Source organism: Burkholderia torrens (genome assembly GCF_984668525.1).
Genome location: NZ_OZ480211.1, coordinates 1,427,037 through 1,450,090, shown reverse-complemented (window position 1 = coordinate 1,450,090; position 23,054 = coordinate 1,427,037). Strand labels below are relative to the sequence as shown.

At 67.7% G+C, this 23,054-nt stretch carries 18 protein-coding genes; 8 read left to right on the top strand and 10 right to left on the bottom strand.

The features are described from left to right. Positions 1 to 19: 19 nt before the first annotated feature. Together AC5LXX_RS06720 and AC5LXX_RS06715 are read right to left on the bottom strand one after the other, a co-directional pair. Positions 20 to 2,110 (bottom strand): TonB-dependent receptor, encoded by a 2,091-nt coding sequence (locus AC5LXX_RS06720; RefSeq protein WP_493411094.1) that lies wholly within the window; start codon positions 2,108 to 2,110, stop codon positions 20 to 22. A 287-nt stretch (positions 2,111 to 2,397) separates the two neighbouring features. Then, the gene (locus tag AC5LXX_RS06715) at positions 2,398 to 3,321 is read right to left on the bottom strand and encodes a LysR family transcriptional regulator (protein WP_493410890.1); all 924 of its coding nucleotides are present in this window, start codon (positions 3,319 to 3,321) and stop codon (positions 2,398 to 2,400) included. Between the two features lie 118 nt (positions 3,322 to 3,439). Between AC5LXX_RS06715 and AC5LXX_RS06710 the strand changes: the two genes are divergently transcribed. The 3 genes from AC5LXX_RS06710 to AC5LXX_RS06700 are packed head-to-tail and all read left to right on the top strand — an operon-like array spanning position 3,440 to position 5,536. After that, complete coding sequence (locus tag AC5LXX_RS06710) at positions 3,440 to 4,321, top strand: intradiol ring-cleavage dioxygenase (RefSeq protein WP_493410889.1); 882 nt, start codon at positions 3,440 to 3,442, stop codon at positions 4,319 to 4,321. Further along, positions 4,318 to 4,461 carry a Dabb family protein gene (locus tag AC5LXX_RS06705; RefSeq protein ID WP_493410888.1) on the top strand — a complete coding sequence of 48 codons (144 nt, stop codon included), beginning with the start codon at positions 4,318 to 4,320 and terminating at the stop codon, positions 4,459 to 4,461. Before AC5LXX_RS06710 ends, AC5LXX_RS06705 begins: the two co-directional genes overlap by 4 nt. A gap of 7 nt (positions 4,462 to 4,468) precedes the next feature. After that, on the top strand, positions 4,469 to 5,536 hold the full coding sequence (locus AC5LXX_RS06700) for a maleylacetate reductase (RefSeq protein WP_493410887.1): 1,068 nt from the start codon (positions 4,469 to 4,471) through the stop codon (positions 5,534 to 5,536). Positions 5,537 to 5,682: 146 nt separating this feature from the next. On the opposite strand, the gene AC5LXX_RS06695 is transcribed toward AC5LXX_RS06700, so the two are convergent. Together AC5LXX_RS06695 and AC5LXX_RS06690 are read right to left on the bottom strand one after the other, a co-directional pair. Continuing rightward, entirely contained in the window at positions 5,683 to 6,123 is a 441-nt protein-coding gene (locus AC5LXX_RS06695; RefSeq protein ID WP_493410886.1) for a nuclear transport factor 2 family protein, read from the bottom strand. Positions 6,124 to 6,166: 43 nt separating this feature from the next. Next, entirely contained in the window at positions 6,167 to 8,191 is a 2,025-nt protein-coding gene (locus tag AC5LXX_RS06690) for an oxidoreductase (RefSeq protein WP_493410885.1), read from the bottom strand. Positions 8,192 to 8,339: 148 nt separating this feature from the next. On the opposite strand from AC5LXX_RS06690, the gene AC5LXX_RS06685 reads away from it, so the two are divergent. After that, positions 8,340 to 8,876 carry a PadR family transcriptional regulator gene (locus AC5LXX_RS06685; RefSeq protein WP_124453868.1) on the top strand — a complete coding sequence of 179 codons (537 nt, stop codon included), beginning with the start codon at positions 8,340 to 8,342 and terminating at the stop codon, positions 8,874 to 8,876. A gap of 50 nt (positions 8,877 to 8,926) precedes the next feature. On the opposite strand, the gene AC5LXX_RS06680 is transcribed toward AC5LXX_RS06685, so the two are convergent. The 6 genes from AC5LXX_RS06680 to wecB all read right to left on the bottom strand — a co-directional run bounded on the left by AC5LXX_RS06680 (position 8,927) and on the right by wecB (position 17,425). Further along, positions 8,927 to 9,907 carry an NADPH:quinone oxidoreductase family protein gene (locus tag AC5LXX_RS06680; protein WP_493410884.1) on the bottom strand — a complete coding sequence of 327 codons (981 nt, stop codon included), beginning with the start codon at positions 9,905 to 9,907 and terminating at the stop codon, positions 8,927 to 8,929. A 148-nt stretch (positions 9,908 to 10,055) separates the two neighbouring features. Continuing rightward, positions 10,056 to 11,885, bottom strand: coding sequence for an acyl-CoA dehydrogenase (locus AC5LXX_RS06675; protein ID WP_493410883.1), 1,830 nt, complete (start codon positions 11,883 to 11,885; stop codon positions 10,056 to 10,058). Positions 11,886 to 11,994: 109 nt separating this feature from the next. Then, complete coding sequence (locus tag AC5LXX_RS06670) at positions 11,995 to 12,762, bottom strand: class II aldolase/adducin family protein (protein WP_124453874.1); 768 nt, start codon at positions 12,760 to 12,762, stop codon at positions 11,995 to 11,997. A 71-nt stretch (positions 12,763 to 12,833) separates the two neighbouring features. Further along, complete coding sequence (locus AC5LXX_RS06665; RefSeq protein WP_493410882.1) at positions 12,834 to 15,158, bottom strand: xanthine dehydrogenase family protein molybdopterin-binding subunit; 2,325 nt, start codon at positions 15,156 to 15,158, stop codon at positions 12,834 to 12,836. Next, entirely contained in the window at positions 15,155 to 15,616 is a 462-nt protein-coding gene (locus AC5LXX_RS06660; RefSeq protein ID WP_124453878.1) for a (2Fe-2S)-binding protein, read from the bottom strand. The genes AC5LXX_RS06665 and AC5LXX_RS06660 overlap by 4 nt, the downstream gene beginning before the upstream one ends. Positions 15,617 to 16,207: 591 nt before the next feature. Beyond that, on the bottom strand, positions 16,208 to 17,425 hold the full coding sequence (gene wecB / locus AC5LXX_RS06655) for a non-hydrolyzing UDP-N-acetylglucosamine 2-epimerase (RefSeq protein WP_493410881.1): 1,218 nt from the start codon (positions 17,423 to 17,425) through the stop codon (positions 16,208 to 16,210). Positions 17,426 to 18,621: 1,196 nt separating this feature from the next. Here wecB and AC5LXX_RS06650 point away from each other — a divergent pair. From AC5LXX_RS06650 to AC5LXX_RS06635, 4 genes are read left to right on the top strand one after another with little or no spacing between them, the layout of a single operon-like run. Then, entirely contained in the window at positions 18,622 to 20,166 is a 1,545-nt protein-coding gene (locus AC5LXX_RS06650; RefSeq protein WP_493410880.1) for a glycosyltransferase family 2 protein, read from the top strand. Positions 20,167 to 20,169: 3 nt separating this feature from the next. Continuing rightward, complete coding sequence (locus AC5LXX_RS06645) at positions 20,170 to 21,165, top strand: bactofilin family protein (protein ID WP_493410879.1); 996 nt, start codon at positions 20,170 to 20,172, stop codon at positions 21,163 to 21,165. Positions 21,166 to 21,175: 10 nt separating this feature from the next. Further along, the gene (locus AC5LXX_RS06640) at positions 21,176 to 22,189 is read left to right on the top strand and encodes a YaiO family outer membrane beta-barrel protein (RefSeq protein ID WP_493410878.1); all 1,014 of its coding nucleotides are present in this window, start codon (positions 21,176 to 21,178) and stop codon (positions 22,187 to 22,189) included. 13 nt (positions 22,190 to 22,202) lie between these two features. Then, positions 22,203 to 22,973, top strand: coding sequence for a hypothetical protein (locus AC5LXX_RS06635; RefSeq protein ID WP_493410877.1), 771 nt, complete (start codon positions 22,203 to 22,205; stop codon positions 22,971 to 22,973). The last annotated feature ends 81 nt before the right edge of the window (positions 22,974 to 23,054 follow it).

Sequence of the window (23,054 nt, the reverse complement as noted above, 5' to 3'; positions counted from 1 at the left end):
GGATGCACGTCGCGCCGCACTAGAAGCGCATCGTCGCGACGAGCTCCGCCGAGCGCGACGGGCCGAGCAGCCATTGCTCGCCGCCGTTCGACGTCGTCACCGCGTACGTGCGGTTCGCGAGATTGCGCAGATACAGCGCGAGCTCGGTGCGCGACGTCGGCTGCCAGCGCAGCGACGCATCGAACACCGTGTAGGACGGTACCTGCAGGCGGTTCGCATCGTCGCCGTAGGTCGCGCCGACGTAGCGCACGCCCGCATTCGCCTGCCAGCGCTCGGCGAACGCCCAGCCGAGCCACAGGTTCGCGGTCTGCTGCGGCACGTTGGACGGCACGTTGCCGGCCTGCGATACCGTCGCACCGCCGGCAGCCTGGTTGAATTCGTCGTAGCGAGCGCGCAGCAGCGCGACGTTCGCATCGATCGTCCAGCCGTACGGCAGCCGCGCACCGCCCGTCAGCTCGACGCCGCGCGACGATTGCCGGCCGACCTGCCGACGCAGCGCCGGATTGAACGGATCGGCGCTGAGCAGGTTGCGCTTCGTGATGTCGTACACGGCGAACGTCCAGTACGCGCGGCCGTCGAGCAGCGTCTGCTTGAGTCCGGCCTCCCATTGTTCGCCGGTCGCGAGCCGGTAGTTCGCCTGCGACGCGGACAGCGTCACGAGCGAGCCGACACCCTCCGCGCCCGTCGTGTACTGCGCGTACGCGCTGAGGGTCGGTGCGACTTCGAACACGAAACCGGTGCGCCAGCCGACGTTCGCGAAGCGCTTGTCGAAGCCCGCGCCGGTCGCCGCCTGCTCGCGGCTGAATGCGATGTGGTCGTAGCGCAGGCCGCTCACCCACGCGAGCCGCGCCAGCACTTCGAGCCGGTTCTCCGCGAACACCGCGGCCTGCCTTGCGCGCGTGCTGAACTGCGGCACCGTCGGGTCGGGGCTCGTGAATGTACCGGGATCGAAGCCGTGCGCGGGCACCGTCGATTCGCCGCCGTATGGCGAGTTGTTGATGCCGCTGAACGTGATCTGGCTGAACTCCGTGCCGACGACGAAGCGGTTCGCACGACCGAACAGCGTGCCGTCGAAGCGCGCGCTCAGCCGGTCGCCGATCTGCCGCTGGTGGTGGCCGATGTCGAGATAGTCGCTGCGCGTGACCAGGCCCGTCGCGCGATCGAGCGCGTACGATTCCGCATTGCGCCAGTGGCGGTTCGACGTCAGGTAGTAGAGCTGGTTGTCGATCGTCACGCCGGCCGCGGGCCGATAGCTCGCCGACAGGCGCGTCCACTGGTCGTAGTACGCCATCGTCGCGTCGCCGACGTTGTAGTTGAGCTTGCGCAGCGACGGATCGAGCACGCCGTTCGGTGCCGGCACACCGTAGTACGTGGCCGGCATCTGGCGGCCGTAGTCGTAGTCGAGCGTCAGCGTGAGCTGCGGGCTCACGTCGAATTTCAACGCGCCGCCGATGGCCGTCGTGTGCGTATCGGCCCGTTCGGCGAGGCCGTTCGCGCGCGCATCGCTTGCGTAGAAACGGTATGACGCCCGCGGGCCGAGTGCGCCCGTCGTATCGAACGCAAAGCGCTTCGCACCGTCGGGGCCAACGCCTGCCTGCAGCGTCGTCTCGCGCGTGCGCTGCGGCCGCTTCGGCACCACGTTCACGACGCCGCCGATCGCGCCTTCGCCGTACAGCACCGACGCGGGGCCGCGCAGCACCTCGATACGCTCGACCGACCACGTATCGAACGGAAACGTGATCGTGCCGGCCGCCGGCATCAGCCGCACGCCGTCGAGCAGCGTCGCCACCGATTCCTGTCCGCTGAAACCGCGCACGCTCAATGCGGTGCCACCATTGCCCGGCGCCATCGCACTCGAAAAGCCGGCCGTGCGCGTCACCGCGTCGAGCACCGTGCGATCGCCTCGGGCCTCGATCGTGGCGGCCGTGACGGTTTCCACGCTCGCGGGTGTATCGAGGCTGGCCAGCCCGAGCCGCGAGCCCGTTTCGAGCGGCTGCGTCAGCGGATCCGCCGGCGCGGATGACGCTGTGACCTTGATGGCCGGCAGCGCGTGCCGGTCGTCCGTCACGGGTGCCGCGGCTTCGGCGGCCAGCGCGCCCGACGTGGCCATCGCGCAGCCGAGCAGCGCCGTGCAGCTGCGCGCCGCGCGTGCGCGCCAGGCGCCCGAGTTGCGGCGCGGCGCGGCATGGTGCCGCTCCCCGCGCGCCGGATGGTTTCCGGATTTCTTCACGTCGTATCGATCTTGGTTGGGTGCCGTCGCCGCGCGCCGGCGACGAAAACCTCGGATGATACATTATATCAACTTGATTCGTCAGGAATTTGTCAGCTTTCCGCCGCCGTACCAAGCGGCTACGGCGGGAAACTGAACTGCACCCACAGCTTGTCGCCGGCCTGCGATCAGCGGCCGACTTCCTTCCATTTGCGCGCGAACCCGAGGCGTTCGAATCGCTCGATCAGGAACTCGGTGAAGACGCGGATCTTCGCCGGCTGGTGACGACGGCTCTGGTACGCGATGTTGACGGTGAGCGCCGGCAGTTGCCAGTCGGTGAGCACCGGCATCAGCTTCCCCGCGACGATGTCGTCATGGATGATGTAGAGCGGCTGGATCAGGATGCCGAGCCCGGCGAGCGCGGCCGCGCGGATCACCTGCCCTTCGTTCGCATCGAGCACGCTCTTGATCGTGACCGACTGCGTCTTCGCGCCGTGACGGAAATGCAGCACGTACGGATCGTTCGCGAGGTTGTAGACCAGCAGCCGGTGGTCGCGCAGTGCGTCGGGCGTCGCCGGCGTGCCGTGCTTCGCCAGATATCCGGGCGACGCGGCCAGCACGCGCCGCGTCTCGGCGAGCTTGCGCACGGTGATGCCCGAATCGGCCTCGTGCTCGCGCGTGCGGATCGCCACGTCGATGCCGGCCTCGATGAAATCCGGGTAGCGGTTCGCCGCGATGATCTGCACGTTCAGGTTCGGGTAGCGCCGGTGAAACTCCGGCAGCGCGGGTGCGATATAGATCGACGCGAACGACACCGACGCAGTCACGCGCAGCGTGCCGGCCGGGTTGACGCTCGCCTCGTTGACGGCCGCATCGGCCTCCGACAGCTCCGTCAGGATCACGACGCAACGCCGGTGGTACTCGTGCCCCGCATCGGTGAGCCACAGGCGGCGCGTGGTGCGCTCGACGAGCCGCGCGCCCAGCCGCTCTTCCAGCGCATTCAGGCAGCGGCTCGCCGCCGCGCTCGACATGCCGAGCCGTTCGGCGGCCTTCGACAGGCTGCCCAGTTCAGCCACCTGCACGAAAAATTCGATCTGCGTCCACTTGTCCATGCGTTCGATTCTTCCACCTGGCGGAGAACAAAACTCCTCCAAACCCTCTTTTTTACGTTTCCGGGAGGAATTAAGGTTACGTCAACGCGCTATCGAACGACATCAGGAGACACCCCCTATGCGCAATCTCAACGAAGACACCATCACGCAGGCCGTGATCGCGTCGCTCTCCGGCTGTCGCGACGAGCGGCTGCGCACGGTGATGACGAGCCTCGTCCAGCACCTGCATTCGTTCGCCCGCGAGACGAAGCTCACCGAGGCCGAATGGCAAGCCGCGATCGGCTTCCTGACGGCGGTCGGCCATATCACCGACGACAAGCGCCAGGAGTTCATCCTGCTGTCCGACGTGCTCGGGCTATCGACGCTCGTCACCGCGCAGAACCATGCGAAACCGGCCGGCTGCACCCAGGCGACCGTGTTCGGCCCGTTCTACGTCGACGGCAGTCGCGAGTTCGCGATGTTCGACGACATCGCGAACGGCGCATGCGGCGAGCCCTGCTTCGTGTCCGGCCAGGTGCGCGGCATCGACGGTATGGCCGTCGCGAACGCGTCGCTGGAAGTCTGGCAAGCCGACGAGGACGGCCATTACGACGTGCAGCAGCCGGACGACGACGGGTCCGTCACGCATCGCGCGCGCGGGCGGCTGCGCAGCGGCGCCGACGGTCGTTACGCGTTCCGCTCGATCCTCGCCGAGCCGTATCCGATTCCGCACGACGGCCCCGTCGGCGCGATGCTCGATGCGCTCGGCCGCCACCCGTGGCGCCCCGCGCACCTGCACTTCATGATCGAAGCGCGCGGCTACGAAACGCTGATCACGCACGTGTTCCGCGACGGCGATCGCTATCTCGACTCCGACGCGGTATTCGGCGTGCGCTCGACGCTCGTCGCCGACTGGGTGCGGCATGCGCCGGGCCTCGCGCCCGACGGATCGCGGATGGACACGCCGTTCTACACGCTCGACTACGACTTCGTGCTGAATCGCGCGGAGCGTGCCGCATGATCCGGCACGTCGTGATGTGGAACGTTGCCGGCGCAACCGACCACGAGCGCGCGGCAGCACGCGCCAGCGTCAAGACGGCCTTTGAAAGCCTGCGCGGCCGGATTCCCGGCATGATGCACCTCGAGGTCGGTGCGGAGTAACCACAACATGAACTTCATCCATCAGGCGCGTCCGGCACGCGTCGTCTTCGGCGCTGGCAGCCTGCAACATCTCGAACGCGAAGTACTGGAACTCGGCGCACAGCGCGCGATCGTGCTCTGCACACCTGGGCAGCGCGACCTCGCGCAACGCATCGTCGACCGGCTCGGCGCACGTGCCGCCGGGCTGTACGATCGCGCGACGATGCACGTGCCGATCGAAATCGCCCGCGATGCGCAGGCGTTTGCGCGGTCATCCAACGCCGATTGCGCGATCGCGATCGGCGGCGGTTCGACGATCGGCCTCGGCAAGGCGATCGCGCTCGAAAGCAGCCTGCCGATCCTCGCGATACCGACGACGTATGCCGGCAGCGAAATGACGCCGATCTACGGCCTGACCGAAGGCGGTCTCAAGCGCACGGGCACCGATGCGCGCGTGTTGCCGAAAACGGTGATCTACGATCCCGAACTCACCGTGACGCTGCCGGTCGAGCTGTCGGTGACGAGCGGCCTCAATGCGATCGCGCACGCGGCGGAAGGCCTGTACGCAAACAATACGAATCCGGTCATGAGCCTCGTCGCCGAAGAAGGCATTCGCGCGCTGGCGCGCGGCCTGCCCGGCGTACGCCGCAACGCGGCCGATCTCGACGCGCGCGGCGACGCACTCTACGGCGCGTGGCTGTGCGGGATGGTGCTCGGCAACGTCGGCATGGCGCTGCATCACAAGCTCTGTCACACGCTCGGCGGCAGCTTCAATCTGCCGCACGCGCCGACCCACACGGTCGTGCTGCCGCATGCGCTCGCGTACAACGCGGCGCATGCGCCGGACGCGATGCAGCGGATCGCCCGCGCGCTCGGGACGAACGACGCCGCACGCGGCGTCTACGCGCTGGCACTCGACAACGGCGCACCGGTCTCGTTGAAGGCGATCGGCATGCAGGAGGCCGATCTCGATCGCGCAGCCGATATCGCGGCGGCCAATCCGTACTGGAACCCGCGCCCGATCGAACGGGACGGCCTGCGCGCGCTGCTGCAGGATGCCTTCGACGGCAGCCTGCCGGGGTCGACCGCGCGCTGAGCCGCAGTCTGGCCCGATGGCGAGCACACGATCTACAACCACGCGTCCGAGCACACCGCGTTCGTGTGCGACTGGTTCGTCGAGCGGCTGACGCGGGCGTGACGACACGCGGCGGCGGAACGGCTACCCGGTAGCCGCCGCCCCGCTCAGCCGCCGATCTTGAACGTCGGCAATTGCTGCCCGAGCCGCGCGCCCATTTCCGCGCCGAGCGCCTGCAGCGCGTTGAACGGCCGGATCATGACCTCGAACTCGACGATCAGCCCGTCGTCGTCGAAGCGGATCATGTCGATCCCTTTCAACGCCTTGTCGTCGACGGCTGCGCTGAACTCGAGCACGACGCTCTTGCCGTCGTCGGTGACGAACTCGCGGTGATACGCGAAATCCTGGAGGATCGCGATCACCGTGCGCAGCGCCAGCGACAACGCGGGCGCGGGCCCGTACGGCTTGAACGCCATCGGCGAACGAAACACGGCGTCCGGGTGGACGATCGACTCCAGCGCGCCAAAGTCCTTGTTTGCAACCATCACGTGCCACGCATCGAGCGACTTCGCGACAGCGGGATGAACCTGTGTCGGTGCATGCATCATCGTAGACTCCTGAAACATCGAACGGAAAGAAAACGAAGCGGCCTCAAAGCGTCGCGGCCAGCGTCGTGCCCTGGTGAATCGCGCGCTTCGCGTCGAGCTCGGCGGCTTCGTATGCGCCGCCTATCACGTGAACCTTGCATCCGGCCGCCTCCAGTTGCACGGCCAGCTCGCGCAACGGCTCCTGCCCCGCGCAGATGATCACGTTGTCCACCGGCAGCGTCTGTTCGACGCCGTCGATCGTCACGTGGAATCCTTCGTCATCGATGCGCCGGTACGTCACCGCCGACGACATCCCGACGCCGCGCGCCTTCAGCCCCGTGCGGTGAATCCAGCCGGTGGTCTTGCCGAGCCCGTCGCCGACCTTCGACGCCTTGCGCTGCAGCAGATGGACGTGGCGCGCCGCCGGTTCGGGCCGGGCACGGCCGACACCGCCGGCATTCGCATACGTCCGGTCGACACCCCACTCGGCGAAGAACCGGTCCGCGGCGACGTGCTCGCCGTCGCCGCGATGCACGAGATATTCCGCGACGTCGAAACCGATGCCGCCGGCACCGACGATCGCCACGCTACGGCCCACGGCCTTGCCGTCGCGCAGCACGTCGAGATAGCCGAGCGCCTTCGGATGCCCGATGCCGTCGATCGGCGGCGTGCGCGGCACGATGCCCGTCGCGATCACCACTTCGTCGAATTCGCCCTGCAGCAGCATCTCGGCGGTCGCACGCGTATTGACGTGCAGCGTCACGCCGCGCAGCTCGATCTGCCGGCGGAAATAGCGCAGCGTTTCGTTGAACTCTTCCTTGCCGGGCACCTTCTTCGCGAGATTGAACTGGCCGCCGATCTCGGCAGCGGCTTCGTACAGCGTCACAGCATGGCCGCGTTCGGCCGCCGTGACCGCGAAGCCGAGGCCCGCGGGCCCCGCGCCAACCACCGCGATGCGCTTGCGCTGCTGCGCGGGGCGGATCACGAGCTCGGTCTCATGGCAGGCGCGCGGATTCACGAGACAGGACGTGATCCTGCCGCTGAACGTATGATCGAGGCACGCCTGGTTGCAGCCGATGCACGTGTTGATTTCGTCCGCGCGCCCTTCCCGCGCCTTGCGCACGAACTCGGCATCGGCGAGGAACGGCCGTGCCATCGACACCATGTCGCAATAGCCGTCGGCGAGCAGCTGCTCGGCCACTTCCGGCGTGTTGATCCGGTTGGTCGCGACGAGCGGGACCCCGACCTTGCCCATCAGCTGCCGCGTCACCCACGCGTACGCGGCGCGCGGCACCTTGGTCGCGATGGTCGGAATGCGTGCCTCGTGCCAGCCGATGCCGGTATTGATGATCGTCGCGCCGGCCGCCTCGATCGCCTGCGCGAGGCGGATCACTTCGTCCAGCGTCGAGCCGCCTTCGACGAGATCGAGCATCGACAGCCGGTAGATGACGATGAAGCGCGTGCCGACGCGCTCGCGCACGCGCCGCACGATCTCGACCGCGAAGCGGATGCGGTTCTCGTACGCGCCGCCCCACGCGTCGTCGCGATGGTTCGTGCGCGCGGCGATGAATTCGTTGATCAGGTATCCTTCTGACCCCATGATCTCGACGCCGTCGTAGCCCGCATGCTGCGCGAGCGCCGCGCAGCGCACGAAATCGGCAATCGTCTCGTCGACTTCGTCGCTGCTCAACGCATGCGGCGTGAACGGGTTGATCGGCGCCTTCAGTGCGCTGGGCGCCGCCAGCGCCGGGTGATACGCGTAGCGTCCGAAATGCAGGATCTGCAGCGCGATCTTGCCGCCTTCCGCCTGCACAGCGCGCGTCACGGCGCGATGGCGTTCGGCTTCCGCCTCGGTCGTCAGCAGCGCGCCGCCGGGCGCCGGACGGCCGCGCTCGTTCGGCGCGAATCCGCCCGTGACGATCAGGCCGGCCTCGCCTCGCGCGCGCTCCGCGTAGAACGCCGCCATCCGCCCGAAACCGTTCGGCGCTTCCTCGAGGCCGACGTGCATCGACCCCATCAACACGCGGTTCCTGAGCGACGTGAAGCCCAGGTCGAGCGGCGTCGTCAAATGCGGATAGCGGGATGTCATCGGTGTCTCCATTTTTATGCAACAAGTTGCACAGATGGTAGTTCACCGGTCCCGTTTATGCAACATGTTGCATAAACGGAGCCATCGGCTTGTACTGTGGCCCCGATATGGCAAGATGCGATTCATTCGTGCCCTCCTCCGATCCGACATGTCCCTGCCTCACGCACTCCTCACCGCGCTTGCCGAACGCCCCGGTTCGGGGTCCGAACTCGCCGACCGCTTCGATCGCTCGATCGGCTATTTCTGGCAAGCGACGCATCAGCAGATCTATCGCGAACTGGGGCGCCTCGAGGAAACCGGCTGGATCGAATCGCTGCCCGCCGAATCGGGGCGTGGCCGCAAGCGCGCGTACCGGATCCTGCCGGCCGGCAAGAAGGAACTGCGCCGCTGGATCGCCGAACAGGAAGATCCGACGCCGCTGCGCGAAGCGTTGATGGTGCGCCTGCGCGCCGAGGCGGTGCTCGGCCCGTCCGGCCTCGAAGACGAAATCAGGCGGCGCATCGCGCTTCACCAGGAAAAGCTCGACCTGTATCTGAAGATCGAGGCGCGCGATTTTGCGGAAGGTGCCGACTCGCGCGCGAAACGCCTGCAGCACCTGGTGCTGCAGGCCGGCATCGCGAACGAGCGGTTCTGGGTGGAGTTTTCGCAGGATGCGCTCGACACGCTGCGTCTGCCGAAGGATTGACGCGCTGACGAGGCGCGCGCAGCCTTCATCTCGTCGCGCGGCAAACCGGATCATGCGTCCGGAAAAATGACCACCTTGCCCTTCACCTGCCGGTTCGCCATCCGAGCGATCGCGTCGGCCGCGCCGGCCAGCGACACGCGCTCGGTAATCGCCGGCCGCACCTTGCCGGCCGCGAACCATTCGGCGAGCAGCCGCATGTTCGCGGCATGCTGCGCCGGGTCGCGGCGCACCGCGTCGCCCCAGAACACGCCGAGAATGTCGCGCTCCTTGAGCAGCGCGAGGTTCAGCGCGATCTTCGGAATCTCGCCGGCCGCGAAACCGACGACGAGGAACCGGCCACGCCACGCCGTCGCGCGCAGCGCCGCTTCGCTGTACGCGCCGCCCACCGGATCGTAGACGACATCGGCACCGCGCCCGCCGGTCAGCTCGTCGACGCGGCGGCGCAGGTCGTCGGTCGCATAGTCGATCGTCTCGTCGGCGCCCGCCTCGCGGCACAGTGCGAGCTTGTCCGCGCTCGACGCGGCCGCGATCACGCGCGCGCCGAGCGCCTTCGCGATCTCGATCGCGGCGATCCCGACTCCGCCCGCCGCGCCCAGCACGAGCAGCGTCTCGCCCGCCTGCAGCCGCGCACGCTGCTGCAACGCGTGCAGCGACGTGCCGTAGGCGAGCACGAGCGCCGCGCCCTGCTCGAACGACATCCCCGGCGGCAGCGCGGCGACCTGGTGCACGTCGGCCACGCACTGTTGCGCGAACCCGCCGTGCCCGGTGAACGCGACCACGGAATCGCCCGGCCGCCACGCGGTCACGCCGGCGCCGACCGCGTCGATCACGCCGGCGAATTCGGCGCCCGGCGAGAACGGCAGCGCCGGCTTCACCTGATACAACCCCTGGACGATCAGCGCATCTGGGAAATTGAGCGACGCGGCTTTCACAAGGATCCGCACCTGGCCGGCGGCCGGTTCGGGAATCGCCACGTCCTCGATGCGCAAACTGTCGATCGGGCCGAATGCGGTACACAACAGGGCTTTCATGCGCTTCTTTCTCCTTGCGCGGCGCGGCCGCGCATCGGTGCGGTCGGCGGGATGACCCCGCCCGGCCGGTTCACGACGAGTACGCGACGGCCGGCGGAGCCGGCACCCGCGATATCATCTGCATTCCGGAATGTCGGTGACGCAACGTTCAGAACCACGCGTCGTGCATGTCGAGCGTCGTCGTGTCGACGCTCGACAGCAGGTCGAGCTGCGCATCCACCTTCGGTAATTCCCAGCGGAAGAAGTACCGGGCTGCCGCACGCTTGCCGTCGTGGAAATCGCCGTCATGCCCGTGCGCGGCGAGCGTCACGTCGAGCCACAGCCATGCGACGACGAGATGGCCGAACGCTTCGAGATAGACGCTCGCGTTCGCCAGCCGCTTCTGCTGGTCGCCGATCGCGCCCAACTGCCGCGTGACGTCGCACAGTCGCGCCCAGCGCTGCGCCAATGCATCGGCCTGCTCGCGCGTACCGGCATCCAGCGATCGCGCACGTTCGACCGTCGCGCCGATCCGTGCGTCGAGCGCACGCAGCAGTGCGCCGTCGTCCTGCGCGACCTTGCGGCCCAGCAGGTCGAGCGCCTGGATCCCGTGCGTGCCTTCGTGAATCGGATTCAAGCGATTGTCGCGGTAGAGCCGCTCGACCGCGTAGTCGCGCGTGTAGCCGTAGCCGCCGTGCACCTGGATCGCGAGGTCGTTCGCGGCGAGACACCACTGCGACGGCCAGCTCTTCGCGATCGGCGTGAGGATGTCGAGCAGGCGCTCGGCATGCACGCGTACTGCCTCGTCGTCATGCGCGCGTGCTTCGTCGACCAGCTTCGCGCAGTACAGGATCAACGCGAGACCGCCTTCGACATAGGCCTTCTGCGCGAGCAGCATGCGCCGCACGTCCGGATGTTCGACGATCGGCGCCTGCGGCGCGGCCGCATCCTTGCCGGCAGGCCCGAGCGGACGCCCCTGCGGCCGGTTGCGCGCATAGTCGAGCGCGTGCAGATAGCCGGTGTAGCCGAGCGCCACCGCGCCCGCGCCGACGCCGATGCGCGCCTCGTTCATCATGTGGAACATGTAGGCGAGACCCTGATTCGGCTTGCCGACCAGATAGCCGATCGCGCCTGCGCGCCCTTCCGGGCGATAGCGCGTGCCTTCGCCGAAATTCAGCAGGCAGTTGGTCGTGCCGCGATAGCCCATCTTGTGGTTCAGCCCGGCGAGCACGACATCGTTGTGTTCGCCCTGCACGCTGCCGTCGGCCCCCGTCAGGAACTTCGGCACGACGAACAGCGAGATGCCGCGCGTGCCGGGTTGCAGCCGGCCGTGTTCGTCGGGAATCTTCGCGAGCACGAGGTGGACGATGTTCTCCGCCAGCTCGTGCTCGCCACCGGAAATCCACATCTTGTTGCCGGTCAGCCGGTAGCGCGGGCCGAGCGGCGAGTCGCCGTCGAAATCCGCGCGCGTCGCGATGTCGGACAGCGACGAGCCGGCTTGCGGTTCGGACAGGCACATCGTGCCGAGGAAGCGCCCTACCAGTTCCGGGCGTGCGAACGCGTCGATCTGCGCGGGGCTGCCGTGCGCGACGAGCAGGTTCGCGTTGGCGACGGTCAGGAACGGATAGGCGGCCGTCGCGATGTTCGCGGCCTGGAAGAACAGGAACGACGCGGCTTCGACCAGCTTCGGCAACCGCATGCCGCCGAGCGCGTCGTCATGGCCTGCAGCGATCAGCCCGGCGTCCGCGAACGCGCGCACGGCCGGTTCGACTTCGGGGATCAGCGTCACGCGCTCGCCGTCGAAATGCGGTTCTTCGCGATCGCCGCGCGCCGCATGCGGCGCGAACAGATCGCCGGCAATCCGCTCGCTGGTGTCGAGCACCGCGTCGAAGGTCTCGCGACTGTGCTCCGCGTAGCGCGGCAACGCGACGAGCGCTTCCGCGTCGAGCCAGTCATACAGCAGGAACGCGAGATCGCGTCGCGACATCAACAGGCTCATCGTGCTGCCTCCCGGGGGGCCGGCTTTGTCAGCCGAATGAAGGGTTCCGTGACTGCAAGTGCTGGCAGGAATTTAGCACGGTCGTTCGTAAACGACAACGACGGCCGAGCTAGTCCGCGTACCCGGGATTGCGTCGATCGAGCCGGCGCAGTAAGCCGGGCCAGACGAGCGCGCCGGCGCCCATCCCGCGCGTGACCGCGGCGATCTGCTGCTTGATGCCGTCGAGAATCGGTTGCGCGATCGGCAGCAGCGCCGAGCCGCCGGCCTGCGCGCGGACCTGGATCATGCAGGCCGCCTCGAAGAAGTACATCGCGACGAACGCGTCGGCCGGCGTCGCGCCGACCGTCAACAGCCCGTGATTGCGCAGCATCAGGTTCGTGTTGCTGCCGAGGTCGTGCACGAGGCGCGCCTTCTCGCCCTCGTTGAGCGCGATACCCTCGTAGTCGTGATACCCGAGCGACGCCAGCACGCCGAGCGACTGCTGCGACAGCGGCAGCAAGCCCGCTTCCTGCGCCGACACGGCGACGCCGTTGATCGAATGCGTGTGCATCACGCACAGCGCGTCGTCGCGGGCCGCATGCACCGCGCTGTGAATCGTGAAGCCGGCCGGGTTGATCTCGTATGGCGATTCGGACACCTTGCGTCCGTCGAGATCGATCTTGACCAGCGACGACGCCGTGATCTCGTCGAACATCATCCCGTACGGGTTGATCAGGAAATGGTGTTCCGGGCCCGGCACGCGCGCCGAGATATGGGTGAACACGAGATCGTCCCAGCCGAACAGCGCCGTAAGACGATAGGCCGCCGCGAGGTTGACTCGCGCCTCCCACTCGGCGGGAGAAACCGCCTGCTTCACACTGACATCGGATGAGGCCACGTCACACTCCTTGTTCAGGGGTTGATGCGGACCGGGCCGCACAATGCGGACCCGCGCGGGAGGATTGTGCGTCAACCCGCCTGCGGCTTCGCCAGCTGATCGGCGACCGGCAGGCTGCGGATGCGCGTGCCGGTCGCCGCGAAGATCGCGTTGGTCAGCGCCGGCGCGACGGGCGGCAGGCCCGGCTCGCCGACGCCGCCGAGCGGCACCGTGAAGTCGTCGGGCGCGACGAGATGCACGCGGATTTCGCGCGGGGCCTCGTTCATTCTCAGCACCTGGAAACCGTTGAAATTGCTCTGTTCCGGATGACCGTCCTTGAACGTGATCTCGCCGTGCAGCGCGATACCGAGCCCCATCACCACCGCGCCCTCGAGCTGAGAGCGTACACGCTCCGGATTGACCTGCGGCCCGCAGTCGATCGCAATGTCGACGCGCGGCACCGCGATCTTGCCATCCGCGCCGACCTGCACCTCGCATACGGCCGCCGTGTACGACACGAAGCTGCGATGCGCGGCGATCCCGAGCCCGTGCCCCTTCGGCAGCTTGCGCCCCCAGCGGGCTTCACGCGCGACCGTCTCGACCACGCGCCGCAGCCGCCCCGTATCGACCGGATACAACGCGGGATCCTCGCCGTAATTCACGTTCTTCACCGTGATGTGCGGCTCGAAACGCCGCGCGGGCCCGATCAGTTCGAGCAGGAAATCCTTCGGGTCGCGGCCGGCCGCGTGCGCGAGCTCCGACACGAAGCTCTGGATGCCGAACGCATGCGGAATGTTGTAGACCGAGCGGAACCAGCCGATCCGCGTGTGCCCTTCGGCAGCCGGATTCTCGATCCGCACGTTCGGAATCGAGAACGGCAGGTCCGCGATCCCTTGCGCGAGTTCGCCCGGCTGCTCGTGCACGATGCCCGGCCTGAAGGTCGACTGGATCGACGGCGCGACCGTGCGATGCTGCCACGCGACGACCGTCCCCGCTGCATCGATCCCGCCGTCGAACGCTTCGAGCGACACCGCGTGGAAATAGTCGTGCGCGATGTCGTCCTCGCGCGTGAACGTCAGCTTCACGGGCGCGCCGACCGCCTTCGACAGCAGCGCGGCTTCCACCACGTAATCGGGCTTCGACTTGCGGCCGAATCCGCCGCCGAGCAACGTCACGTTGACCGTCACGCGCTCGGTCGGCAACGCGAGCGCCTTCGCGATCTCGTCGCGCGTGGTCTGCGGCGCCTGCGTGCAGGTCCATACTTCGCAGCGGCCGTCGGCGACGCGCGCGACGGCCGCGGGCGGCTCCATCGTCGCGTGCGCGAGATGCGGAATGTAGTAGGTCGCGCGCACGCGTTTCGCGGCGCCGGCGAGCGCCGCGGCTGCATCGCCGTCGTTGCGGATCACGTCTCCCGGTTGCGCGGCGGCCGCTTCGAGCGTCTTGCGGTACACGGCCGAGTCGTAGCCCGCGTTGGGCCCGTGCTTCCAGTCGATCTTCAGCTGCGCGCGCGCCTGGGTGGCCGTCCACGTGTCGCGCGCGACGACGGCCACGCCGCCCAGCGGCTGGAAGCCGGACGGCAACGGCGCCGACGCGAGCTGCACGACCTTGACGACGCCCGGCAGCTTCTCGGCCGCCGATGCATCGTATGACGCGACCGTGTCGCCGTAGGCCGGCGGTCGCGCGACGACCGCATACAGCATGCCGTCGAGCCGCGTGTCGATCCCGTAGTGCGCGCGGCCGCCGACGATGTCGCGCCCGTCGATCAGCGCGGTCTTGCCCTTGCCGATATAGCGGAATTCGGCCGGCGCCTTCAATGCGAGTGTCGTCGTATCGGGCACCGGCAACGCGGCCGCCTTCGCCGCGAGCTCGCCGAAGCCGAGTTTGCGCCCGCTCTTCGTGTCGACGACCTCGTGCACCGTCGCCTTGACCTGACCCACGTCGACGCCCCACGCGGCGGCGGCAGCCTGCTCGAGCATCGTGCGCGCGGCCGCGCCCGCGCGGCGCAATGCGGCGAAACTCTGGCGCAGGCTGCGCGAGCCGTCGGTGTTCTGGTTGCCGTAGCGCGGCTCGTCGCCGACGGCCTGCGCGACCTTCACGCGTGTCCAGTCCGCGCCCAGTTCGTCGGCGACCACGAGCGCGACACTCGTGCGCACGCCCTGCCCCATCTCGGAGCGGATGCAGGTCACGGTCACGGCGCCGTCCGGTGCGATCGCAACGAACAGGTGCGGATCGTCACGCAACCCGTGCGGCATCCCGGCACCGCCGTACTGCGGATTCGCGCTGACAGGCGGCTGCACCGGCGCGGCTGCATGCACGAGCGACGGCACGCCGAATGCGAGCAGCAGCCCGCCGGACGCGAAGCCGAGCAGCAGCGCACGACGGCTTTCGTTGTGGACGGAGAGTTCGGGCGCGCTCATGCGGCACCTCCGCGGCGCACGGCCAGCCGGATCGCCGCGCGAATGCGCGTGTACGTGCCGCAGCGGCAGATGTTGCCGGACATCGCATCGTCGATGTCGGCGTCAGTGGGACGGGGGTTCGTCTTCAGCAGCGACGCGGCCTGCATGATCTGCCCGGACTGGCAGTAGCCGCATTGCGCGACGTTCAGTTCCTGCCACGCCTGCTGCAGCGGATGGGTCAGGTCGGTCGACAGTCCCTCGATCGTCGTCACGCGCTTACCAGACGCCGCCGCAACGGGCGTGATGCACGACCGGATCGCGACGCCGTCGAGGTGCACGGTACATGCGCCGCACAGCGCCATGCCGCAGCCGAACTTGGTGCCGGTTTGGCCGAGGACGTCGCGCAGATACCAGAGCAACGGCATGTCGGGATTGCCGTCGAAGTGCTGCTCGCTACCGTTGATGGTCAGCGTGATCATCGTTCACCTCATGGTCGAGGCGCCCGCGACGCACCACGGGTGCCGTGTGGGGATTCGAACGGTGCCGGCCCGGCACCGCCTGGTGGACTGCTTCGCCGGAAGAACCGGCGGTCGATGTGTTTACCGGTGCCGCGGACTGCCGAGGGCTGCCGCACGTACGACTCCGCTCGAAGGCGGGCACCCGTGGGTCCCGATTTTGCCCCACGCAAACCGTCACGCCGGCAACGCGATCCTGTCCAGGCTGCCAGAATGGGCGCGCCCGATCGTCGTCACCCGCGCGCGACGTTCGGCCCGAACGGCGTCGACATTGCCCGGGCGGGCGGATTCGTATGGGGATTGGGCCGAGTTCCGACTTTAACCGAAGTGCGACGGTTTTGCGCCGGCGCGCCCGATGCAGCGCTTCGCGCGCGTCGATCGCTTCCGCTATCCGACGAGCACCAGCGGGTTGACCGGGAACTGCCGCGTTTTGAACCCGGTGGGAAAATTCGTTCCGGGTCGCACAAATGCAAGGATCCGGCGGGCCTGGCGGCCGGACCGGATCCTTGTGCGACTGCGGCGAACGATACGGAAGACGCTATCGCGTGCTCCCGCTCACGGCGACCGCAACGCCTGCAACCCCAGCGTGAGGGCGTTGAACGGCATCTCCGCGGCCCCCAGCGAAAAGCTCGTCGTCTTGGTGGTCACGCCCGGCGTGCGCATCAGCGCGTGAACGATCCGCTCGCTCGCGTGACCGTCGCCATACGGATTGCTCGCCCGCGACATTTCCTCGTAGGCGCTCTCGCTGTCGAACAAGCGCGATGCCTCCCAGATGATCCGTTCCTGGTCGGTGCCGACGAGCCGTGCGGTGCCCGCCTGGATCGCTTCAGGCCGCTCGGTCGTCTCGCGCGTGACGAGCACCGGCTTGCCGAGCGCCGGCCCTTCTTCCTGAATGCCGCCCGAATCGGTGATGATGAAGTGCGCGCGTGACATCAGGAATACGAACGACAGGTATTCCTGCGGCTCGATCAGGTAGATGTTCGGCACACCGCCGAGCCGCGCACGCGCCGGTTCACGCACGTTCGGGTTCAGGTGCAGCGGATAGACGAACTGCGCGTCGCGATAGCGGCCCGCGAGCGTACAGAGCGCTTCGCAGAATTGCTTGAACGGTTCGCCGAAACTCTCGCGGCGATGGCCGGTGATCAGCACGACGCGCCGCGACGGCTCGAGAAACGGGAAATACGCGGCGACCTTGTCCGACAGCGCGGACGTGCGCTCCAGCATGCGCTTGACCTCGTGCAACGCATCGATCACGGTATTGCCGGTCAGCGAGACGCCGCTACCCGGCACGCCCTCGCTGAGCAGGTTGTCGCGCGCCTGCCCGGTCGGCGCGAAATGCCACGACGACACCGCGTCGGTCACGCGGCGATTCAGTTCCTCCGGCCACGGCGACCAGATGTCGCCGCTGCGCAGCCCGGCCTCCACGTGCCCGACCGGCAGATAGCGGTAGAACGCCGCGAGGCTGACCGCGAGCGTGGTCGTCGTATCGCCGTGCACCAGCACGATGTCCGGACGCAGGTCGTCGAAGACCATGCCGATCGATTGAAGAATCCCGGTCGTCACGTCGGTCAGCGTCTGGCTTTGCCGCATCAGATTGAGATCGTAGTCGGGCTTGATGTCGAACAGCGTCAGCACCTGGTCGAGCATTTCACGATGCTGCGCGGTCACGCACACCCGGGCGTCGACATCCGCTTGCGCCTTCAGCGCGCGCACCAGCGGTGCCATCTTGATGGCCTCCGGCCGAGTCCCGAACACAAGCAAGATCTTCTTCATCGTTATCCTCGTTTAGCCACTTCGCGCGGATGACCTGCACGTGGCGCGAAGCATGTATTCAGGCGGCGCTTCCCGCACTCGCACGCGGTCAGCACGCGGCGGCGTCGAGGAGCGAGCGCGCCGTCTTGTCCGTGCGGTCCTGGCCGCGCGAATCGTCGTACTACCGGCGTCCCGTTGCACTGATCAGTCACGTCATGAGCCGTTCCTCGCTGTGTCGAGCGTCACGCCTGTCCGTCACGTCGCTTCCACACCAGCAATATTCAAACCAGCCGCACTGCAGCCGGGTCCGGTTCGCGCGACGCGCACCGCGCGCGCGCGGTGCGTAACGGAATGTTTCACAACTGCTACGGGACGTCTCGTCTACGGATAGGCACGACAACGATAAACAGCCGGCCGACCGCGCGATCCGTCTGACGGCGTCGTCCGATGAATCGCGAATGCATGTCGGACACCCATCACGCATCGAACCGTCTGCATCTTTGGAAACGCTTTACGTCGTCTCGATTCGGCACTTTTGTCTGTGCAGCGCCCGGCGTGCACACGGCCGCCAGCCAAGGTCGCGTGCGCACGATTTCCCGGACATGCGGTGTCGCTTGCGTCGCACGAATGGACGCGCGGGAAACGTTGCGAATGTGTAACGCGGATCCGGCGCAGGCAGATACATCGGAGTCCGGTCCATTCTGCGCGGACTGCGGCGATCGCCGTTTCGATCTCCGGGGCACCCCGCGGGCGGCGAACGATGCACGACAGTGCCTCTCGCGAAGCCGCATCGAGCATGGAGAATGCGACTCGTCACACCAACCGCCTGCCGTGCGACGTACGCGGGACAGGCCGCAGACTGCCTGGGGCCGACTGGCATGCGCCTACGCTGATTCGTCAGTGAATCAAAACACGTCGCCGCGGCCGCGACGACGCGCGCGCCTCGCGCCCGGCCCCTTGCTGCACGGGGCATTGCGACCCATGGCTCACGCCTTGCTTAATGTCGGACAGGTGCGTCCCGAAGCACTCGCACGGCAGCAGCAGACAGACGGGGACGCAAAAGCAACGAAGCCGGGAGGCGACGCGACGCGTCCGCCGGGGCGAACGACATCCGCCCTCGCGCGACGAACGTGCGGCCGCGTCCCATTGACATCCGCGCGATCCACGGGCGCCTTCAGCTCTCATCGGTCGTCGTCGCGGACACCGGGGACCAGGACATGAAGAAAGCGCGGATGGCGTCGCTCTGCGAGCAAGGCATTCTGCTGCTGATCCTGCTTGCCTTCTCGCTGACCGTGCGCGACACCGCATCGCAGGCGATCGCCGAACCGGCGCGGATCACCCTGCCTGCCGCAAACGTCGCAGTCGTCGTCGAGCGCACGGCCCTCGACAGCGCGCCGTTCGCGATCGCCGTACCGGCATCGCACGATGCGGACGTGTCGCTCGAGCCACCGCCCGCCGGCACGCCGGGTTTCACGTTCGACCGCGACCTGCTGCTGATGCCCTGCGTCGCGTACCTGTGGCTGTTCATGCTGTTGACGTGCGTCTACGCCGGACGGCATTACGTGTTCAGCCTCGACCGCCTGTTCAAGCCGCAATGCGCGCCCTACCGGACGATCACGCACGGCGAATGGCCGCGGCTCACGGTGTTCGTCGCCGCCCATAACGAAGAAGCCGTCGTCGTCGATTGCCTGATGGCGCTGCTGGCGACGACCTACCCGCGCGACAGGCTGACGATCATTCCGGTCAACGACCGCTCGACCGACAACACCCGCGCGCTGATCGACAAGGTTCATGCACTCGCGCCCGAGCTCATCCAGCCGTTTCACCGCGAGACTGGCAAGCCCGGCAAGGCGGCCGCGCTGAAGGATGCGCTGCGCTTCATTCGCGGCGACATCATGGTGGTGTTCGACGCCGACTACCTGCCGCGCCCGGGGCTGCTGAAGGAACTCGTCGCACCGTTCTTCGATCCGGAAGTCGGCGCGGTGATGGGCCGCGTCGTGCCGCAGAATGCCGACAGCAACCTGCTCGCGCGGCTGCTCGACCTCGAGCGCGCCGGCGGCTACCAGGTCAACCAGCAAGCCCGCAACAACCTCAACCTGGTGCCGCAGTACGGCGGCACGGTCGGCGGTATCCGCAAGGGCGCGCTCGACGCAGTGGGCGGCTGGCGCGACGACACCCTCGCCGAGGACACCGACATGACCTATCGCCTGCTGCTGAGCGACTGGCGCACGGTCTACCTGAATCACGCCGAATGCTATGAGGAAGTGCCCGAGCGCTGGGCCGTGCGTGCCCGACAATTGACGCGCTGGGCGAAAGGACACAACCAGACGCTGCTGCGCTATCTGCTCCCAGTGCTGCGCAATCCGCTGATCTCGCGGCGCTGCCGTCTCGACGGCGCGCTGCTGCTCGGCGTGTTCGTGATGCCCGCGCTCCTCGCCGTCGCATGGGGCGCGGCGCTCGCGCTCTACCTGTTCAACGGCGTCAACTCGACCGCGCTCGGCCTGATCGTGTCGCTGTTCGCGCTGTTTTCGTTCAGCACCTTCGGCAACTTCGGTGTGTTCTTCGAGATCGTCGTCGCGGCCCGGCTCGACGGCCGCGCGACGCGGCTGCGGCTCGTGCCGGTCAACGTCGTCGGCTTCTGCGTGACGATCGCGGCCGTCGTCTCCGCGCTATGGGGGCTCACGCTCGACGCCGCATTCCGCCGCGAACTGAAATGGGACAAGACCGAGCGTTTCCGCCGGCAGCTGAAACCGGAGCGATGATCGATGACAACCTTCAACGTAATGGTGCCGGTGGCCGGTGTGCTCAGCCTCCCGTTCCTGCCGATGCTGCATGAACTGATCCGGCGCAGCGACGTCGCGGCGCTGCCGATCGGCGACGGTCCGTTCGTCGATCAGGCATTGCTCGCCACGCGATGGCACGACGCGTTGCGGGCGGACGCGGCCGGCGAACCGCCGGCCGATCCGTCCGCCGCACCGCCCTGGCAAACACTCGGGCTGGCCGTACAGCATGCCGACATGATTCACGTTGCACACGACGAGCATCGCGACGACGTGCTCCATGCCGATCGCGCGATCACGCTCGACGGCGGCGCCCGCGCGGCGTATGCGTTCGCCGGCGAACGCATCGACATTCACGCAGGAGCGACGATCGGCGCGCTGGCGCACGCGCCGCAGATCGACGTCGACGGCGCGGTGCTGCGCGGCGTCGTGGTCGGCGGCACGGTGCACCTGCACGGCGCCGGCGGATTCGCGTGCCTGTACGGCGAACCGATCGTCTTCGGCGCTGCGCCGGGCACACGCGCAGCCGACATGCCTGCCGCACCACGCCGCGCGATCTCGCTCACCCGCCACTTCGCGTCGCTGCCGCATCGCTACCTGCACGGCCGCTACCTGGTGCATTGCGACGTGCGCCTGCCCGCGAACACGGTCGTGCAAGGCAACCTCATCGTCGACGGCACGCTCGTGCTCGGCGAAGGCTGCGTGCTGCGCGGCAGCGTCAAGGCACATCGCGTCGAGCTCGAACGTCACGCATTGCTGCACGGCGCCGTGTTTGCGCGCGACGACGTGCTGCTCGCCAATGCGAGCTGCATCGACGGCGTCGTGTCGGCCGGCGGCCTGCTGCGGCTGACCGGTGCGCGCATCGGCGTCGCCGGCCATCCTGTCAGCGCGTGTGCGCGCGATGTCTCGGTCGTCGGTCATGCATGCGTGCATGGCGACCTCGTCGCGTGGCGCAGCGGCTGGTTCCACGCATCCCGTTAAGGAGCGCCCCATGTCCGATCGCCCCTGCCATCGCGGCCCGCGCGTGCCGGTTGCCACCCTCGCGGTGCTGTGCGGCGTCGCCTTCGGTACGCCATCGGTGCTGGCGGCACTGCCGGACGACAGCGCCGCCGCGCCGCCCGTGCAGCCACCCGACGTCCCGACCGTCATCACGCCACGGCCGCGCGACGAATCCACGTTCATGCGCGTCAGTGCCGACGGCCTGCCGGACGGCGTGTCGCTCGCCGAGTTCACGCCTGACGATACGAACCGGCCGCCGCTGCCCGACGCAATCGTCACACATGTCCAGGCACCGCAAGAAAAGCACGCCGAACTGTCGCTCGGCTATTCGAGCGCGCATCTGACACACGGCTACGGCGACTGGTACGGCGTGCATCTACGCGGCGTCTACCAGGATGGCGGACGCACCGTGCTCGGCGAACTCGCGCAACTGCACCGCTTTGGCGAGAACACGCAGCTCGGCTCGCTGACCTACGTGCAGGATATCGGCCCCGACTGGTTCGGCGGAATCGGCTTTGCCGGCACCACGTCAGGGACGATCCTGCCGAGCGCACGCGTCGACCTGTCGATCAATCGCAAGCTATTGCCGGATCGTTCGCTGGTCGTGTCGCTGGGCGCGGGCCACGCATGGAACCGCAGCGGCCACCGCGATCAGCTCTATCACGCCGGCGTGATCTGGTATGCACTGCCGAAATGGATCTTCGAGGCGGGCACGAACTACACGGTCGATTCGCCCGGTTCGGTGAAGGCGCCCGCCTACTATGGTGCCGTCACCTACGGCGAAGTCGGCAAGAGCGTGATCGTGCTGCGCGGCGGGTTCGGCCGCGAGGCCTACCAGGTCACCGGCTCCGGCTCGCAGATCGCGGATTTCCGCAGCCACGAGATCGACGCGAAATGGCGCTACTGGTTCACGCGCAAGTGGGGAACGCAGCTCGAGTTCGACTACTACCACAACCCGTACTACTCGCGGATCGGCGGCGAGCTGAGCGTGTTCTATCGCTGGTAGCCGGGCGGGCGCCATGCAGACGCATCCCGTCCGTCCTCCCGCCGACCGTTCGCTGCGGATTCATGCCCATCCGCAGCGCTGGCTGTCGTCGATTGCGCTGCTGACGCCTGCGCTGTATGCATCGCTGTGGGTCGGCTTGCCGATCGCCTGGCGCTACTGGCGCGCGGTGATGGTCTGGGGCGCATACCAGATCGATCCGGCACTGCACGTGATCGTGATCGGCTATCCGCCCGATGCGCCGCGCGTGCCGCTGCTGTCGATCGACGTCGCCGCGCGCATGCCGGGCGACGTGCTGCTGGCCCTCACCGCGGCGCTCTGCGCGATCGGCTTCGGCGCGTCCTTCATGCGGCACCGGAGCTGGCTGCCCGTTGCATATCTGTTACGTATCGCGAGCTTCACCCAGCTACTGATTTGCGTGTATTTCTGGCTCGCGCCCGGCACGTTTCCGTATGTCCCATTGCTGCATCTGCGCGACATGTTCGTGCTGCTCGGTGCGGCGATCGCGATGATCCCTCTGGTGATGGCGGCGTTGTACTACCCGCTCGATTTCTCGCTGCTGCAGAAGGCGTTCGCGTCGGTACTGGTGCTCGGCTACTTCGTCTTCGCGCTGCCGTTCGTGATGCTGCTGCACACGATGATCATCCATCACGGCACGCTGCTGTTCCTGCCGTTCTGCTATTTCCTGCTCGGCGGACCGCTGTTGATCGGCCTGCTGGTCACGCTCTACACCTACTGCGCGAGCTGGCCCGGCGCGCTGACGCGCGACGCCGATTCCGTCTGCTGATTTCGCACGCAAACGTGCCGTATCAGCGATGAAACGAATCCATTGCGTTTGCTGCCGCGCCGCGCGACTCGCGTTACATGA